This is a genomic window from Marinobacter sp. H13 (assembly GCF_059072335.1).
Genome location: NZ_JCACRU010000001.1, coordinates 2,836,561 through 2,851,431 on the forward strand (window position 1 = coordinate 2,836,561; position 14,871 = coordinate 2,851,431).

Sequence of the window (14,871 nt, forward strand, 5' to 3'; positions counted from 1 at the left end):
CTTTTGGGTGGATGGGCCTGGGCGTGCCGGGGTATCGGCATTGAAGTGTTAAGGGTAATCCGCCGGTGGAAGCTTGCGCAAGCCGTTGTCGGGGCATTGGCGACGCAGTTTGGCAATCGGTGTGCCGTCGGGCAGAGTCAGGCCGGCCTTCAGGTCCAGCAGAGGCTGGAGCGCAAAGTCCCGGTTCCGCAATTCCCGATGAGGTACGGTGAGGCGCTCGTCGTCCAACATCTGATCGCCGAAGATCAGTATGTCCAGATCAAGCGTTCGGGGTCCCCAGTGGCGAAGTCTCTCCCGGCCGTGCTGTTGTTCGACGTTCTGCAGTTCATCAAGCAGTTGGTGTGGTAGCAGGGAGGTTCTGAGCCATACCGCGCCGTTGACGAAGTCAGGCTGGTCCTGGGGGCCGACCGGGCGGCTGGCATAAAAGGGCGATTGGGCCACCAGAACCGTCTCCGGCAGGTTGGCCAGGGCGGAGACCGCCCGGGCCAATTGGGCTGCAGGGTCTTTCAGATTGCTGCCAAGACCGATAAAGACGTCTGTCATCATTACTGGGCTGGGCGTTTGACCGGTTTGCGGCGGCGCCGCCGCTTCTTGGGGGCGTCGGTGCTCAGTTGTGAGAGCATTCGCTCCTGGCCCCGTTCATCTTCCTGCTGGAACTCGGTCCACCATTGGCCAAGCCCGGGTTCAATCTCACCAGACGCCTCGCGAACCAGCAGGAAATCGTAAGCGGCCCGGAACCGTGGATGAGTCATGGTGGCAAAAGCCCGCTTGCCCTGGCGTCGGGGCAGTCGCATCTGAAGTTCCCAGATCTCCTTCATCGGGCCAGAGAATCGTTTCGGAATCGAGGTTGCCTGCACCTGACGGCCAATCACCTTTCCAATTGCGCCGTGCAATGCGGGCTGGACCGGGTCACCGTTGTCCTGCCTGCGATGCCACTCTGCCTGAAGTGCCGGCCAGAGCATGGCGGCAAACAGGAAATAGGGCGTGACCGATTTGCCCTGGGCAATCCGGGCATCCGTGTTTCTCAGGGCCTGGCGGATCAGCTCGTCCGGCTCACCCGACTCAATGGCTCTGACCGTCTCCGGGAACAGAGGCTCCAGCAGATTGTAACGGGTCAGCAGGTCGTAAGTGGCTTCGCCATGGCCTGCGGAAAACAGTTTGAGCATTTCATCAAACAGGCGGGCCGGTGGAATATGGGTTAACAGAGGGGCCAGTTCCCCGATCGGGGCCTCGGTCTCCGGTTCAATGTCAAAGCCGAGTTTGGCGGCAAAACGGATAGCGCGAAGCATGCGCACGGGGTCTTCCCGGTACCGCGTCTCGGGATCGCCAATCAGTCGCAGCTGGCGGTTGCGCAGATCCTCGATCCCGTTGGCAAAGTCGATTACGGTAAAGTCGCGGATGCAGTAGTAAAGCGCATTGACGGTGAAGTCGCGACGCAGGGCGTCTTCTTCCTGGTTGCCGTAAACGTTGTCACGCAGAAGCAGGCCGTGTTCACTGGTCCTGCGATCGTCATCATCGGTGTCGGTGTCTGCTTCGGCAGCGTTGCCCCTGAACGTGGTCACCTCGATGACCTCGCGGCCAAACACCACGTGGACAATCCGGAATCGCCGTCCGATCAACCGGGAGTTCCGGAACAGGTCGTGCACTTCCTCGGGGGTGGCATTGGTCGCGATGTCGAAATCCTTGGGCTTGTCGCCCAGCAGGATGTCTCTTACGCCGCCGCCCACGAGGTATGCTTCATAGCCTGATTTGTTCAGGCGATGCAGAACTTTCTTGGCGGGTTCGCTGATAACCGAGCGGGAGACGTTGTGCTGGTCCCTGGGGATTTCCCGTCGCTGGTAGGTGCGGGCTTTCTTTTTTCCGTTGCCGGGCATGAAGGAACGGAGTTTGTCGACAAGTCGTTTAGGCATTGAAATCCGTGGTTGCGATGAGCAAAAACCGAGAGTTTAACGGTTTGAGCAGGATTTGCACACGTTTGCCGTGGATTACCGTTTTGGAGCCCAGATAATCAAAAGGCGGATCCGTTTTCACGAATCCGCCCTCAAAGCGTTGACGATCTGCATTGTTTTTGTTTTTGCCGGGATTTTTCTTGGTTTTTGTACCCCACTGCATATCCCCACTTCAGGGGCATCTCAGCAGTGCAAACGGAAAGCTTTGAATACACAGAGCGGTCAGAGACATCGAGCGGGCCTTGGGTAGCTGCAGCGTCACCTGGAAGGTGACTCTTCTCTACATCTACAACTCGCACGTGCCGTGGGACCACTAAAAAGCAAAGTACCCAAAACACTCAGTTCGCTTACGTTCTGTTGTTGTTTTTGTTACCGAACGCATCCTGCAGCTTTTTGTTCTTGTTGTTGGCGCTGCTTTGTCACTCTTGTTTTTGTTGTTGTGCGCCAAATAGGTTGCAGTCCATGTGCCAGTTTTTGAATTTCGTTTATTAACAGAGTCTTACGATTTTGTAGGCCATAAGTGTTACCCCGTATTCAACCTAAGTGTTACTGAGGTCACGTTACTTTCGTGAGGAGTGTTACCGACAGGAACATGGGGTAACAGCTGAGCCCGGGTTCATACTATGCCGGACTCAGTTGCCAGAGGATTTTTTCCGGGGTATGCCGAGACGCTGGCGACGTTCCCAGAGCGATTTTCTGCTGATGCCCAGTTTCTGCGCCAATTCTGTCTCGCTCATGCGGTCCTGGTTCTCGAGAACAAAATGCTGGAAGTAATCTTCGAGGGAGAGATCGTTGGACGCGTCCACCTCCCGGGTATGTGTCTGCTCGTTGTTGCCGTCCACGAGAGTCTCGGGGATGTATTCGTCGCTGCCTTCGCTGTCCAGGTCCAGCAATGAGGGCGTGATCACGTCGCCGTCACACAGGATGGTTGCGCGCTCAATGGCGTTCTCCAGTTCCCGTACGTTTCCCGGCCAGCGATGGCGTTCGAGGGCGCGCATCGCCTCGGGGCTTAGATTGAGATCGGGCTTGCCCATTCTCTCGCCCTGGCGTTTCAGGAAGCGGCGGGCCAGTCCCAGAATATCGCTCTGGCGCTCACGCAGCGGCGGGATACGGATCTGCATGACGTTCAACCGGTAGTAGAGGTCTTCCCGGAATTCCCCGGTACGCGTCATGGCCTTGAGGTTTCGGTGGGTGGCGGCAATCATCCGCACGTTGACGGTACGGCTCTGGGTGGAGCCGACTTTCCGGATCTCGCTCTCTTGCAGAACCCGTAGCAGGCGTGCCTGGGCTTCGGCCGGCAGTTCGCCGATTTCGTCCAGAAACAGGCTGCCGCCATCGGCGGCCTCGATCAGGCCGGTCCTGGCCGATACCGCGCCGGTGAAAGCGCCCTTTTCATGGCCGAACAGTTCCGATTCAATCAGGCTTTCGGGGATGGCCGCGCAGTTGACCGAAATCAGCGGCTTGGCAGCGCGCGGGCTGAGCAGGTGCAGGGCGCGGGCCGCCAACTCCTTGCCGGTTCCTGATTCGCCCTGGATCAGGACAGTGGTTTCTGTCGGTGCTACTTTACGGATCAGCGTGAACACCCGCTGCATTGGCTCACACTGGCCGAACATGATGTTGGCAGGATCGCTGCTTTCCGGCGTTTCCAGGGCTGGTGCCGAGTCGTCACCCGAGTTCCGGCCGGCGGGTTTCCGGGCCAGAATGTTTTCGACCGCGGCCAGCATTTCATCGTGATCAAACGGTTTGGCGATGTACTCAACGGCGCCCATTTTCATGGAGTCCACCGCTGATCTCAGGCTGGCATAGCTGGTCATGATCAGCACCGGCGTGTTGGGTGCGCGATTGATCAGTTCGGTGCCCGCAGCGCCTGGCAGACGCAGGTCGGAAATGATCAGATCGAACTGATCGGGTTCGTGGTTCTGTTCGGCTTCCTCAACGGAGGCCGCATCGGCGACCTCATAGCCGGCATGCAACAACAGTTTGCGCACTGCCGAGCGAATAATGTCTTCGTCTTCCACGATCAGAATGCGAGGCATAACAGTCTCAAGACCTTTGGTTCTGGCTGATGGCAATAGTGCCGGTTTCCGGTTCGTAGGCTGGCAATCTCAGCCTCACGCAGGTTCCGCGGCCGGTGTCGGCATTAGCCGGGCTTTCCACCTGAACGTTGCCATAGTGCTCTTCAATAATGCTGTACACCAGCGACAGGCCAAGACCGGTTCCCTTGTTGGGGGCCTTGGTGGTGTAAAACGGCTCGAAGATATGATCGAGTTGATCCCCGGGAATACCGGAGCCCTCATCAACCACCTCGATGATAGCGGAGTAGCCATCGCCCTTTCCACTGACCCGGATGGTACCGCCTTCCGGTGAGGCATCGCGGGCGTTCGCCAGCAGGTTGACGAATACCTGGACCAGACGCTGCTCATCTCCCAGCACCTGCAAAGAGGGCGGGCAGTCGTTGACATAGTGAATGCCCAGGCCCTTGTCGCTGAGCGACAGCAGGTTGATTGATTCTTCCACACAGCGATGAATCGCTACCGGCTCGTACCGGTTGGCCTGGGCATGATTGCCGGTGCGGGCAAAGTTCATCAGCGACTGCAAAATGGTAGAGATGCGCCGGGTCTGCTGCTGGATCTGGTCAGCGGTGTCCAGGATGTCCGGGTTGTCGGTTTCCAGTTTCAGGTTCTGGGCCAGGGATGAGATACCGGTGACCGGGTTCCCGATCTCGTGGGCGACACCGGCGGCGAGCCTTCCCACCGATGCCAGCCGTTCGCTGTGCATCAGTTCGTCCTCAAGCAGCCGCGTTTCGGTCTGGTCCTCGACCAGGATAATGCTGCCACCTTCGGTGTGGTCCGGTCCGCTCAGGGCCGCTTTGTGGAGGTTCAGCCAGTGGGGTTTGCCACGCAGGTCCAGGCGATGCTTGTAGCGATGCAGGTCCGGGCCACGGTTGAAGTCATCAAGCAGCAGGTGCCAGTGCTCGGGCAGTGCCATCAGCCTGGCACCGACCACGTCATCGGCGGTGATGCCGGTGAGCGCCTCCATGGCGTGGTTCCACATCAGGATTTCACCGTCCTCGCCCACGGAGCAGGCAGGAATCGGCAGGTTCTGAAGGGTCTGGCGGTAATGCCGGCGCAGGTTGTCCAGCTCGCCGGCCAGGCCGGTCAATCGGTTCTGGTAGTCGCCGAGGGCGCGTTCTACATAGCGGATGTCCTGGGCAGTGCCGCCCTGGGCCATGGGCTTGAAGCCGAGATGGCGCTTGACCATGTCCCGGGCCACGGAGGGGCCGAGCAGGCCAGACAGGTTTATTTCCACCTGGTCGCGCAGTCGCCTGAGCTGGTACGGCCGATACTCCACATTGGGCAGTTTCAACTGGCCCAGTGCCCGCTCCACTTCTCGCCGCGCCACACCGTAGCCCAGCGGCTCCGCTAACTGTCTCACAAAGTCACTGGAGGACGTGGCCAGCAATTCACGGCGTTGCGGACGGGACAGTGCGCCCAGTGAGCAGGCTTGGGCTGCGCTGTTCTCCTCACTGGTGCTGGCGCTGAGGATGGAAATCAGCGCAAACACGGTAATGTTGGCAGTCAGGCTTACGAACGTGAAGATATGCCAGTTGCTGTAGTCCGGTATCAGTGGCGCATCCAGCCAGGCCAGCAGATTGGCCGTGTGCGAGAATGGCAGCACGAGCGTCACCACCCAGATGGCCAGCCCGACAACAAGGCCGGCGATCAGGCCGCGGCGATTGCCCTCGGGCCAGTAAATCACGCCCAGGGCGCCGGGCAGCAGTTGCAAAGTGCCGGAGAGGGAAATGGCGCCGAGAATGGACAGGTCGAGGTTTTTGCCGACAACTTCATGAAACAGCAGCGCCAGGAAAATGATCACGGCGATGAGCAGGCGCTTGATCCACTGCAGCCACCGGTAGATATCGCCCTGGTCTTTCGGGGTTTTCAGGGGCAACACCACGTGGTTCAACGCCATGCCCGCCAGTGCCAGGGTGCTGACGATCATCAGGCCGCTGGCCGCTGACAGGCCGGCAATGTACATCAGCAGTGTCAGTGCCGGGCTTTCCATGGCCTGGGCTGCCCCGATGGCAAAGAATCCGGGCCCTGTGGTCACCGCCAGCTCCTGGCCTCCCCAGAGAATCAGGGGCACCGGCAGGCCGAGCAGCAACAGATAGAGTGGCAGGCCCCAGCTGGCTTTTGCCAGGGCCTTGGGCGAGGGGTTTTCGCTGAAGGTCATGTGGTACATGTGTGGCAGTACCAGAGCAGCAGCAAAGGACATCAGCATCAGTGCCCGCCAACTGCCGTCGTCAATGCTCAGGGTCATGGTTGTGGCTGGCGACGTCCGGTTGTCCAGCCAGCTTTCCAGTCCGCTCATGCCGTCAAAGACCCCGAAGAGAATGACGCCCCCGAGCACCAGCAATGCCACAAGTTTCACCAGCGAATCAAAAGCAATGGCCAGCACCAGTCCCTGATGGTTTTCCGAGTTCTGGTCGCGCCTTGCCCCGAATAGCATGGCGAAAAGCACCACGATCAAGCTGAACATTACGCTGATTACCGCAGGCGATGTGTCCGGCGCAAGAATGCTGGCAGAGGTGGCGACGGCCTGTATCTGCATGCTCAGCAAGGCCAGAATGGCCCCGCCGGAGCAGAGGGTGACCAGGGTGCCAGCCCACTGGCTTCGGTAGCGGTAGGCAAACAGATCGGCGAGGGACGTGAGCTGATAGGCGCGTCCGATCCTCATGACCGGGTTCAGAAGCACAGGCGCCAGCAGGAAAGCGCCGCTGATGCCGAGATAGTAAGCCAGAAAGCCGTAGCCGGATTCGGCGGCCATACCAACCGCGCCGTAGACCGCCCATATGCCGGCATAGACACCCAGACTGAGCACATAAACCAGGGGGTGGCGAACCCAGCGCCGGGGGACCATGCCTTTTTCGGTAAACCAGGCGATGCCGAACAGCAGAATCAGATACAGGAGGCTGGCGAGCAGCAGGCCGGAGGGACTAAAACTCATTGGGGTCCCGCCGCCATTCAAGCCAGAAACCGATGGCGATCAGCCCGGCCCAGATAAGGTAGGGGCTATACCAGACGTTTCCCGGCGAAGTCCACCAGTCAAGGATGTTGGGAGAAAAGATATAGATGGCCAGTACCAACAGGAAGACCAGACGGTAGATATACATCAGGCATGCTATCCGCGCTGAGGTGTGAGAAGGGCTTTATACCATGTCCCTCACCGGGATGTCAGGTGGATGGCGCCCCGTCGCCAGTTACTCCGGCCCCACTCCAGCAGCGAATCCAGCGAACCGCTGGCAAGGTTGGCAGGCGGGTTCTGACCAAGAGCAACGAGCGCCATGAACAGGTTGTCGACAGGCTTGTCATCATCAAGAGCTGGCGCATGGGTCTGCTTGCTCAGCTTCTGACCCTGCGCGTTGAGTATGACCGGGATGTGAAGCCAGCGTGGAGGAAGAGCACCCAGGGCACGATAAATCTGTTGCTGCTGCGCCGTCATGTCCAGCAGATCCGAACCACGCACCACGTCCGTGATGCCCTGATCAATGTCATCGACCACCACCGCCATTTGATAGGCGTAGAACCCCTCCTTGCGGAGGATGACCGGATCGTCAAGCTCTGCTTGCACCGTCTGGTGCTGGGGTCCCAGCAGCTGGTCCTGCCAGTGGCAGTCTTCGTCTTCGAGGGCAAAGCGGATTGCGAATGGCCGGTCACCGTCGATTTCTGTGCGAGTGCGGCACTGGTTCGGGTGGCGCCCCTCATTGGCCTGCAATTCCTTGCGCGAGCACTGGCAACGATACGCGTAGCCGCTTTCAAGCAGCCGGTTAACGGCGTGCTGATAGGCGTCGTGACGTCTGGATTGAAAGCGTACCGGCTCGTCGGGAAACAGCCCGTGGGCGTCAAGGCTGGCAATGATCTGGCCGGTCGCCTCCGGCGGCTCTCTCAGAGGATCCAGGTCTTCAATGCGGATAAACCACTGGCCGCCCTGGCTGCGGGCTTCCAGAAAGCTGGCAAGTGCGGTAACGAGGGAGCCAAAGTGCAGCGGGCCTGTCGGAGAGGGCGCAAACCGGCCCCGGTAGTGAGGGTTGTTCATGGCGGTCAGTCAGCCGGCGGGGCTGGGAAGAGCCCCAACCGGCAGCTGTTGCGTAGTAGGCTCAGATGCCGGTCTGGCGTTCGCGAATCTCGGCCAGTGTCTTGCAGTCGATGCACAGGGTGGCTGTTGGTCGAGCTTCCAGACGGCGGATACCGATTTCCACGCCACACTGATCGCAGAAGCCATAGTCGTCTTTGTCGATGCGGTCGATGGTCTGGTCAATCTTCTTGATCAGCTTCCGCTCGCGGTCGCGGGTACGCAGCTCCAGGCTGAATTCTTCCTCCTGGGTTGCGCGATCGCTGGGATCCGCGTAATTTGCGGCGTCTTCCTGCATGTGGTGCATGGTGCGGTCGACTTCTTCCATCAGCTCCTGCTTCCATTGCAGCAGCAGATCTTTGAAGTGCTGGAGCATTTCCGCACTCATGTACTCTTCACCCTTCTTCATTTCATAGGGGGTGAAGTTGGTAAAACGTTCGCGTGGTTGTTCTGCAGTAGTTGCCATTGAACCCGGCCTCTTGTTTGTACTTCACAAGAACGGTTTGCTTCCCTCCGCGTGAGCCCCCGTGGCTGCGCGGTTGTACCCTGGATGAAGCATTCGTCCTGAAACGGGAATTTGCGGAAAATAGCAGATTAGTCACGGGGGTGCCAGCCTTGTGACATCGACTTTTGTACGGAGATCACATGAAGTTTCCAGAACCGCTGGTTGAAGGCCGGCTTATCCGCCGCTACAAACGCTTTCTGGCAGACGTGCGTCTGCCGGATGGTTTAGAAATTACGGCCCATTGTCCGAACACCGGCTCCATGCTGGGCTGTCAGCCGGAGGACGCGCGAGTCTGGCTTAGCCATAGCGATAACCCCAAGCGCAAACTCCAGTACACCTGGGAGTTGGTGGAAACCTCGCCCGGGCAACTGGCCTGCGTGAACACCGCCCGGCCGAACAGCCAGGCCCGGGAGGCCGTGCTGACGGGTACCGTGGTTGAGTTGGCCGGTTACCCGGAGTGCCGCGCCGAGGTGAAATATGGCGCCGAGAAAAGCCGGATTGACCTGTTGCTGTCTGGCCACGACACCGCCGCCGATGCCTGGGTGGAGGTCAAGAATGTCACGCTGGCGGAGGATGGTCAGGGTTTCTTCCCGGATGCGGTGACCGAGCGCGGCCAGAAGCATCTGCGGGAGCTGATTGCCCAGGTTGAGCAGGGCGATCGCGCGGTGCTGTTTTTCGTGGTGAATCACACCGGTATTCAAACCGTTCGCCCGGCGGACCATATTGATCGAAAATACGGTGAGTTACTGCGGGAGGCCTGCGATTCTGGCGTGGAAGTGATCGCCTATCGTGCCGATCTGAGCGAGAGCGACGGCACGCCAACAGGTGTGTTGACCCTGACCGAATCGGTGCCCGTTATTCTGGAAGTCTGACCTCAATCTGGCCGTCCCGCTCCCGCAGGTCCAGCTGGGTGAGCGCATCGCCCTGGCAGGGCCCGGCAATGCATTCGCCGTCTGAGGGCTTGAACAGGGCGCCGTGGGTGGAACACTGGATAAACAGGTTGTCGGAATCCATGAACCGGCCGGGCATCCAGTTCAGTTCAACGCCCAGATGCGGGCAGATGTTCAGGTAGGCGCGGGGCGTGCCACCGTCCAGAAACAGGAACCCGGTCAGCGGCATGCCTGCCGGCTCCCGGGCCTTCTCCCGGAGCCGGAATTCCACGAATTGGCCCGGTGTCAGCTCGGAGGCCGGACAGACGGGCTGCCAGGTATGCGGGACGCTGCTCATTTCGGCAAGATCGTGTATCGCATGCGGGTCCCGTGATTCAGGGACATGACGATCTCATCGGCGTCCAGACGATGCGGAAAATAGCAGCCGGAAATCTTGGCGCTGGCAATACTGGAGCCTTCCATTCGGGATTTCGAGAAGTCGACACCTCGCAGGTCGGCGCCCCGGAAGTAGGCGTGGCGGAAATCCAGCCCCTTGGCATCCATTCCCCTGAGATCCAGACCCCGGAAATCGCCATGGGCGAAACTGGGTAACTCTGCAAGCTTTGCCTTTTCAGCATTGAACGCCTGCATGTCTTCGCTACGAAGAATATCGTAGAGCGGGTGACTGATCTGATGTACTTCGTGTTCGCTTTTATCGTCCATATCGAACCTCGCGCTCGCCAGTGGGAGCCAGTTGTTGTTCTTAGTCGGCCTTGCCGCCGGGGATACCCAGATGTTGGCGGATCCGGTCGGCCACCGCCTCTGCCACATGCTCCTGGTCAGTGTGCAGGTGGATGGTGTGGCTCTTCTCCTCCGCGGTTAACGGTTCAAACCAGGTTTGCTGGGCGTCCAGCAATTCCTCGGTTGCCTCGGAGGCATCGCCCTTGCGATTGCGGATCCACTCCCGGCGCAGATCTTCCGGCGCCTCGCAATGGATCAGGGCAAAGGGCACACCCTGATCTTCGGCTATCGATGCCAGCAGGGCCCGCTCTTTCTGTTTCAGGCTGGCGGCGTCCACAATCACCGGGAAACCGGCTGCCAGAACGTGACTGGCAAGCTCCGCCAGCCGCTGATAGGTTTTCTCTGTCGCTTCCTCGGTATACAGATTGCCACCGGTCGGTGAGCGGGAGCTGTCGAGAGGGGCCAGTCCGTGCAGGCGCTTGCGCTCGACATCGGAGCGCAGGCGTATCAGCCCCAGTTCATTGGCCATGGCGGCGCTGACGCAGGTCTTGCCGCTGGCGGACAGCCCGGTGGTTGCCAGCAGATAGTGATTCGGAATAGTGCCGTAATCCTCGGCCAGCTGGGCGTAGGCTCGATAGCGCTGCATCAGGTCGGCTTTTTCAGCATCGGTGAGCCCCGGGTTCCCCATGGTAAACAGGGCTATCTTGGCGCGCACCATAGCCCGGTATGCCTTATAAAGCGGCAACAAGGGCAGGGCTTCGAAGTCGTCGCGGTATTCCAGGTACGTATTGAGCACCTGATTGGCAAGGGCGCTCTCCCCACGGGACTCCAGATCCATCAACAGGAACGCGAGATCGTTGATCACGTCGATCCATCGGAACGGTTCGTTGAACTCAATGCAGTCGAAAACCGTTACCGCGTCCTCGAAGCGGGTGATATTGGCGAGATGGAGGTCGCCATGGCATTCCCGCACCATGCCGCTGGCGCGGCGAAGGGCAATCAGCTCCCGGTGGCGCTCGAAGGTGGATTCGGTCCAGGCCTGGAGGTTGTCCAGCTGCATAAGCAGATCCGAATCGTCAATCATCGGACGGATCTGGTCGAAGTTCTCCTGCATGGCGGCAAACACGGCTTCCGGGGTGCCAAGCGGTTTTTCGTCCGGCACGGCCGGTAACTGATCGTGGAAGGCGGCGACCTGCCGGGCAAGATCGGTCAACAGCTCGGGTGCCAGCTCCCCCTGTTCCTGCAGGCGATCGAAAAGCTGATCCTGGCCGAACTGGCGCATCTTGATGGCGTATTCGAAAGCCTCGCCCTCGCCATCCAGAATAGGGGCTTCCGGCGTCCCGGTGATAGGCACCACCTCCAGATACAGTTTTTCCGCCAGGCGTCGATTGAGCCTGAGCTCCTCCTCGCAGAAATGCTTTCGGCGATCGAGGGTGGAGAAGTTCAGGAAGCCGAAATCCATGGGCTTCTTGATCTTGTAGGCGTAGTCACCGGTCAGGATCACCTGTGAGATGTGAGTTTCGATAACCTGGAAACCATCGACAGGATGGTCGTACAGGTCTGGATTCTGCATGGCCAGAATCAGCTTGCCTGGGGATGTCTCACTCACCGTGCTCTCCTCGCGTTCCCTGAACCTATTGATTTTTCTTGCTCTATCATAACGGGCAGATTACAGAAATAACACACGGATGGCCTGCCTTCCTCACCGCTCCCTTCGTTATAATCGCGGCATGAAAAAATCCAAAGCATCTTCCAGCCCCAGGCGAAAGCCCTCCAGACGTTCCTCCAACAACGGTCGCCGGCCGTGGTTCTGGCGTTTTATGTTCCGGTTATGTGCCATCGGTCTCGTTTTGCTGGCTGGTTGGATGGTTTACCTCGATGCCGTGGTGACCTCCCGATTCGAGGGCCGGCGTTTCGAGGTTCCGTCCCGGGTTTACGCGCGCCCTCTGGAGCTTTTCGATGGCGCCAGCGTCAGTGCCGGCGCCCTGGAGAGGGAACTGAGCCTCTCCGGTTTCCGTAAGGGTGACGGCAGGAAATCCGGCAGTTACCAGCGCACGGGCAATCGCTTTGTGATCAGTACGCGGGGCTTTTCCTTCCCGGACGGCGATGAACCCAGTCGCAGGATCTCACTGATGATATCTGGCGATCGGGTTCAGGGCTTTTCGGTGATTGAAGGCGATAATGCCCCGATTGTGCGGCTTGAGCCGGCGCAAATTGGCGGCATCTACCCGGCGCACAAGGAGGACCGGGTGCTGGTTCAGCTGGATGAAGTGCCGGCCCTGTTGCCCACCACTCTGATGGCGGTGGAGGATCGTAATTTCTACGACCATTTCGGCATCGCGCCACTTTCTATTGGCCGGGCCATGCTTGCCAACATCCAGGCCGGGCGCATCGTTCAGGGTGGCAGCACGCTGACCCAGCAATTGGTGAAAAACTTCTTTCTGACTCGAGAGCAGACGCTGGTGAGAAAGGCCAACGAAGCGCTGATGTCGGTGCTCCTGGAGTTGCACTATGAAAAAGACGATATCCTCGAAACCTATCTGAACGAGGTCTACCTCGGACAAGCCGGTACGCGCAGCATTCATGGTTTCGGTCTTGCCAGCCAGTTCTATTTTGGCGAATCCCTCAAGGATCTGGATGTGCATCAGATTGCGTTGCTGGTGGGCATGGTCAAAGGCCCCAGTTACTACAATCCGCGCCGCCACCCGGAGCGCGCAACCGAGCGGCGGAATCTGGTGATTTCTGAAATGGAACAGGCCGGCCTCATTGAGCCGGGGCGCGCGTCCAGGGCTCGTGGATTGCCGCTGGGCGTCAGTGAGCGCCCGTCGTATTCGGAAAATCGGTACCCGGCCTATATCGATCTGGTCCGGCGACACCTTGCCCGCGATTACAAGGAAGAGGATCTGCGCAGTGAAGGTTTGCGGATTTTCACGACCCTGAACCCGGCGATCCAGTACGCGGCAGAGTATGCGGTAACCTATACCCTCCCGAGGCTGGGCGGCGGGCAGAATGCCGAGGCGCTGGAAGCGACTCTGGTGGTAACGGCGAAGGATTCCGGGGAAGTGCTGGCACTTGTGGGTGGCCGCGATCCGCAATTTGCCGGGTTCAACCGGGCACTGGATGCCAACCGTCCCATCGGGTCGTTGATCAAGCCGTTTATCTATCTGTCGGCGTTGCAGGAGCCGGAGAGGTATACCCTGACCACACCGGTGCTGGATAAGAGCTTTACCCTGGAATTCGACGATGGCAAACGCTGGCAGCCCAAGAACTACGATGGCGAGGAGCGGGGCGAAGTACCCCTGCACAAGGCCCTGTCCCGCTCTTACAACCTGCCTGCCGTGCGTGTCGGGCTGGATATCGGAGTGGATCGGGTGCAGGAGACGCTGACAGCGTTCGGAGTCGATACCCCGATTTCCCGTTACCCGTCGATGCTTCTGGGCTCGGTTTCCATGAGCCCGGTGACCGTGGCGCAGATCTACCAGGGGCTGGCGACATCCGGCTTCAATACGCCGCTGCGCACGATCCGTGAAGTCACGGACGCCGGCGGTGAGGCGCTATCCCGTTACAGTCTTGAAGTTGAGCAAGTGGCCGATCCCGCCGCCGTGCACCTGGTGCAATACGCCATGCAGGAAACCATGCAGGAGGGGACAGGACGCTCTGCCTATTACACGGTGCCTGAAGAGCTCAGTCTTGCCGGCAAGACCGGCACCACCGATGATGGTCGGGACTCCTGGTTTGCCGGGTTCAGTGGCGACCTGCTTGCGGTGGCCTGGGTTGGGCGGGATGATAACGGGCCAACTTCACTGACCGGGGCCAGTGGCGCTCTGCCAGTGTGGTCGAGGTTTATGGCGCAGGTTCCCCAGCACGGCTTCTCGCCGGTGGTACCCGACGGGGTCAGTTATCACTGGGTGAATTCGGAGCAGCAGGCACTCACAGACGAATACTGCGACAATGCCCGTCTGCTGCCCTACATTGCTGGTAGTGAACCCACGCAGACAATTTCATGCTCCGGAACTCTGGAACGTCGAATCCGGGGTTGGTTTGAAGGACTGTTTCAATGATTGACCGACTTTCGTTAAGGACTGCCCTGATCGCCACGCTGCTGTCCGTGGCCGGTTGTGCTTCCGGGCCAGGAGGCGGAATCTACGTGCCGATCGGCAGTGAGCCGGCCAAGGCGCCGGAACCACCCAGAACCAGTACTGATAGCGAAGAAAGCGAAGCCCCCGTGTGGCGCAAGAGCGAACAGCCAGAGGTGGCTCCGGAAACCCGGGAACCGGCCCGGTCCAGCTCCCCTAGCTATCGGGAAACCGGGGATGGGCTCTCACCGGCGGCGCTCAGCCTGGTACGTGAGGCCGATCAGCTGTTGGCCCAAGGTAAGATCTCTGGCGCTATCGCACGCCTCGAACGGGCACAGCGGATCGCCCCCCGATCTGCGGAGGTGTATTTCAAATTGTCCGAGGCCTATGTGGCGGGTAATCAGTTGGGCTCAGCGGAGCAGTTCACCCTGAAGGGGTTGTCCCTGGCGGGAAGTGATATTCGGCTGCAGAGAGCCGGCTGGCTGTTGCTGGCGGATATTCGCCGGGCTCGAGGTAATGTGGCGGGTGCGGATCAGGCGGAGGAAAGGGCCGCAGCGCTATAAATATGTTGTAAACAAAAAAGAGGGGCTTATGCCCCT

Annotated in this window: 14 protein-coding genes; 3 read left to right on the forward strand and 11 right to left on the reverse strand. The window is 59.6% G+C overall.

All coding sequences use genetic code 11. The features are described from left to right. Positions 1 to 48: 48 nt before the first annotated feature. From folK to dksA, 8 genes are all read right to left on the reverse strand, one after another. The gene (folK, locus tag AC5JQH_RS13095; protein WP_008169650.1) at positions 49 to 546 is read right to left on the reverse strand and encodes a 2-amino-4-hydroxy-6-hydroxymethyldihydropteridine diphosphokinase; all 498 of its coding nucleotides are present in this window, start codon (positions 544 to 546) and stop codon (positions 49 to 51) included. Further along, on the reverse strand, positions 546 to 1,910 hold the full coding sequence (gene pcnB, locus AC5JQH_RS13100) for a polynucleotide adenylyltransferase PcnB (protein ID WP_493791887.1): 1,365 nt from the start codon (positions 1,908 to 1,910) through the stop codon (positions 546 to 548). Before pcnB ends, folK begins: the two co-directional genes overlap by 1 nt. Then, positions 1,903 to 2,112, reverse strand: coding sequence for a hypothetical protein (locus AC5JQH_RS13105; RefSeq protein WP_062782780.1), 210 nt, complete (start codon positions 2,110 to 2,112; stop codon positions 1,903 to 1,905). Before AC5JQH_RS13105 ends, pcnB begins: the two co-directional genes overlap by 8 nt. A 469-nt stretch (positions 2,113 to 2,581) precedes the next feature. After that, positions 2,582 to 3,985, reverse strand: a complete 1,404-nt coding sequence (locus AC5JQH_RS13110) for a sigma-54-dependent transcriptional regulator (protein ID WP_008169641.1) — start codon at positions 3,983 to 3,985, stop codon at positions 2,582 to 2,584. A gap of 7 nt (positions 3,986 to 3,992) precedes the next feature. Beyond that, positions 3,993 to 6,956, reverse strand: coding sequence for an ATP-binding protein (locus AC5JQH_RS13115; protein WP_493791886.1), 2,964 nt, complete (start codon positions 6,954 to 6,956; stop codon positions 3,993 to 3,995). After that, complete coding sequence (locus AC5JQH_RS13120) at positions 6,946 to 7,122, reverse strand: hypothetical protein (RefSeq protein ID WP_008173184.1); 177 nt, start codon at positions 7,120 to 7,122, stop codon at positions 6,946 to 6,948. The genes AC5JQH_RS13115 and AC5JQH_RS13120 overlap by 11 nt, the downstream gene beginning before the upstream one ends. Before the next feature lie 50 nt (positions 7,123 to 7,172). Then, a complete protein-coding gene (gene gluQRS / locus AC5JQH_RS13125; RefSeq protein ID WP_008173183.1) occupies positions 7,173 to 8,045 on the reverse strand; it encodes a tRNA glutamyl-Q(34) synthetase GluQRS in 873 nt (290 codons plus the stop codon). 61 nt (positions 8,046 to 8,106) lie between these two features. After that, positions 8,107 to 8,547: an RNA polymerase-binding protein DksA gene (gene dksA / locus AC5JQH_RS13130; RefSeq protein WP_008173182.1), complete on the reverse strand. Its 441-nt coding sequence runs from the start codon at positions 8,545 to 8,547 to the stop codon at positions 8,107 to 8,109. Positions 8,548 to 8,726: 179 nt separating this feature from the next. On the opposite strand from dksA, the gene sfsA reads away from it, so the two are divergent. Continuing rightward, the gene (gene sfsA / locus AC5JQH_RS13135) at positions 8,727 to 9,458 is read left to right on the forward strand and encodes a DNA/RNA nuclease SfsA (protein WP_493791885.1); all 732 of its coding nucleotides are present in this window, start codon (positions 8,727 to 8,729) and stop codon (positions 9,456 to 9,458) included. On the opposite strand, the gene AC5JQH_RS13140 is transcribed toward sfsA, so the two are convergent. The 3 genes from AC5JQH_RS13140 to AC5JQH_RS13150 are packed head-to-tail and all read right to left on the reverse strand — an operon-like array spanning position 9,442 to position 11,769. Beyond that, positions 9,442 to 9,813 carry a Rieske (2Fe-2S) protein gene (locus AC5JQH_RS13140; RefSeq protein ID WP_053114252.1) on the reverse strand — a complete coding sequence of 124 codons (372 nt, stop codon included), beginning with the start codon at positions 9,811 to 9,813 and terminating at the stop codon, positions 9,442 to 9,444. The genes sfsA and AC5JQH_RS13140 overlap by 17 nt on opposite strands. Beyond that, the gene (locus AC5JQH_RS13145) at positions 9,810 to 10,178 is read right to left on the reverse strand and encodes a pentapeptide repeat-containing protein (protein ID WP_014575923.1); all 369 of its coding nucleotides are present in this window, start codon (positions 10,176 to 10,178) and stop codon (positions 9,810 to 9,812) included. Before AC5JQH_RS13145 ends, AC5JQH_RS13140 begins: the two co-directional genes overlap by 4 nt. 40 nt (positions 10,179 to 10,218) lie before the next feature. After that, positions 10,219 to 11,769, reverse strand: a complete 1,551-nt coding sequence (locus tag AC5JQH_RS13150) for a bifunctional aminoglycoside phosphotransferase/ATP-binding protein (protein ID WP_493805979.1) — start codon at positions 11,767 to 11,769, stop codon at positions 10,219 to 10,221. Positions 11,770 to 11,926: 157 nt separating this feature from the next. Here AC5JQH_RS13150 and mrcB point away from each other — a divergent pair, with 157 nt between their 5' ends. Further along, complete coding sequence (gene mrcB, locus AC5JQH_RS13155; protein ID WP_039881991.1) at positions 11,927 to 14,257, forward strand: penicillin-binding protein 1B; 2,331 nt, start codon at positions 11,927 to 11,929, stop codon at positions 14,255 to 14,257. Continuing rightward, positions 14,254 to 14,835 carry a tetratricopeptide repeat protein gene (locus tag AC5JQH_RS13160; RefSeq protein WP_482930844.1) on the forward strand — a complete coding sequence of 194 codons (582 nt, stop codon included), beginning with the start codon at positions 14,254 to 14,256 and terminating at the stop codon, positions 14,833 to 14,835. The genes mrcB and AC5JQH_RS13160 overlap by 4 nt, the downstream gene beginning before the upstream one ends. Positions 14,836 to 14,871 lie beyond the last annotated feature (36 nt).

What these genes read in the sequence shown, in the direction of transcription:
- AC5JQH_RS13160 (WP_482930844.1), top strand. Translation starts at nt 14,254, where the DNA reads ATGATTGACCGACTTTCGTTAAGGACTGCCCTGATCGCCACGCTGCTG.
- AC5JQH_RS13145 (WP_014575923.1), bottom strand. Translation starts at nt 10,178, where the DNA reads ATGGACGATAAAAGCGAACACGAAGTACATCAGATCAGTCACCCGCTC.
- AC5JQH_RS13115 (WP_493791886.1), bottom strand. Translation starts at nt 6,956, where the DNA reads ATGAGTTTTAGTCCCTCCGGCCTGCTGCTCGCCAGCCTCCTGTATCTG.
- AC5JQH_RS13110 (WP_008169641.1), bottom strand. Translation starts at nt 3,985, where the DNA reads ATGCCTCGCATTCTGATCGTGGAAGACGAAGACATTATTCGCTCGGCA.
- folK (WP_008169650.1), bottom strand. Translation starts at nt 546, where the DNA reads ATGATGACAGACGTCTTTATCGGTCTTGGCAGCAATCTGAAAGACCCT.
- gluQRS (WP_008173183.1), bottom strand. Translation starts at nt 8,045, where the DNA reads ATGAACAACCCTCACTACCGGGGCCGGTTTGCGCCCTCTCCGACAGGC.
- AC5JQH_RS13140 (WP_053114252.1), bottom strand. Translation starts at nt 9,813, where the DNA reads ATGAGCAGCGTCCCGCATACCTGGCAGCCCGTCTGTCCGGCCTCCGAG.
- AC5JQH_RS13105 (WP_062782780.1), bottom strand. Translation starts at nt 2,112, where the DNA reads ATGCAGTGGGGTACAAAAACCAAGAAAAATCCCGGCAAAAACAAAAAC.
- AC5JQH_RS13120 (WP_008173184.1), bottom strand. Translation starts at nt 7,122, where the DNA reads ATGTATATCTACCGTCTGGTCTTCCTGTTGGTACTGGCCATCTATATC.
- AC5JQH_RS13150 (WP_493805979.1), bottom strand. Translation starts at nt 11,769, where the DNA reads ATGCAGAATCCAGACCTGTACGACCATCCTGTCGATGGTTTCCAGGTT.
- pcnB (WP_493791887.1), bottom strand. Translation starts at nt 1,910, where the DNA reads ATGCCTAAACGACTTGTCGACAAACTCCGTTCCTTCATGCCCGGCAAC.
- sfsA (WP_493791885.1), top strand. Translation starts at nt 8,727, where the DNA reads ATGAAGTTTCCAGAACCGCTGGTTGAAGGCCGGCTTATCCGCCGCTAC.
- mrcB (WP_039881991.1), top strand. Translation starts at nt 11,927, where the DNA reads ATGAAAAAATCCAAAGCATCTTCCAGCCCCAGGCGAAAGCCCTCCAGA.
- dksA (WP_008173182.1), bottom strand. Translation starts at nt 8,547, where the DNA reads ATGGCAACTACTGCAGAACAACCACGCGAACGTTTTACCAACTTCACC.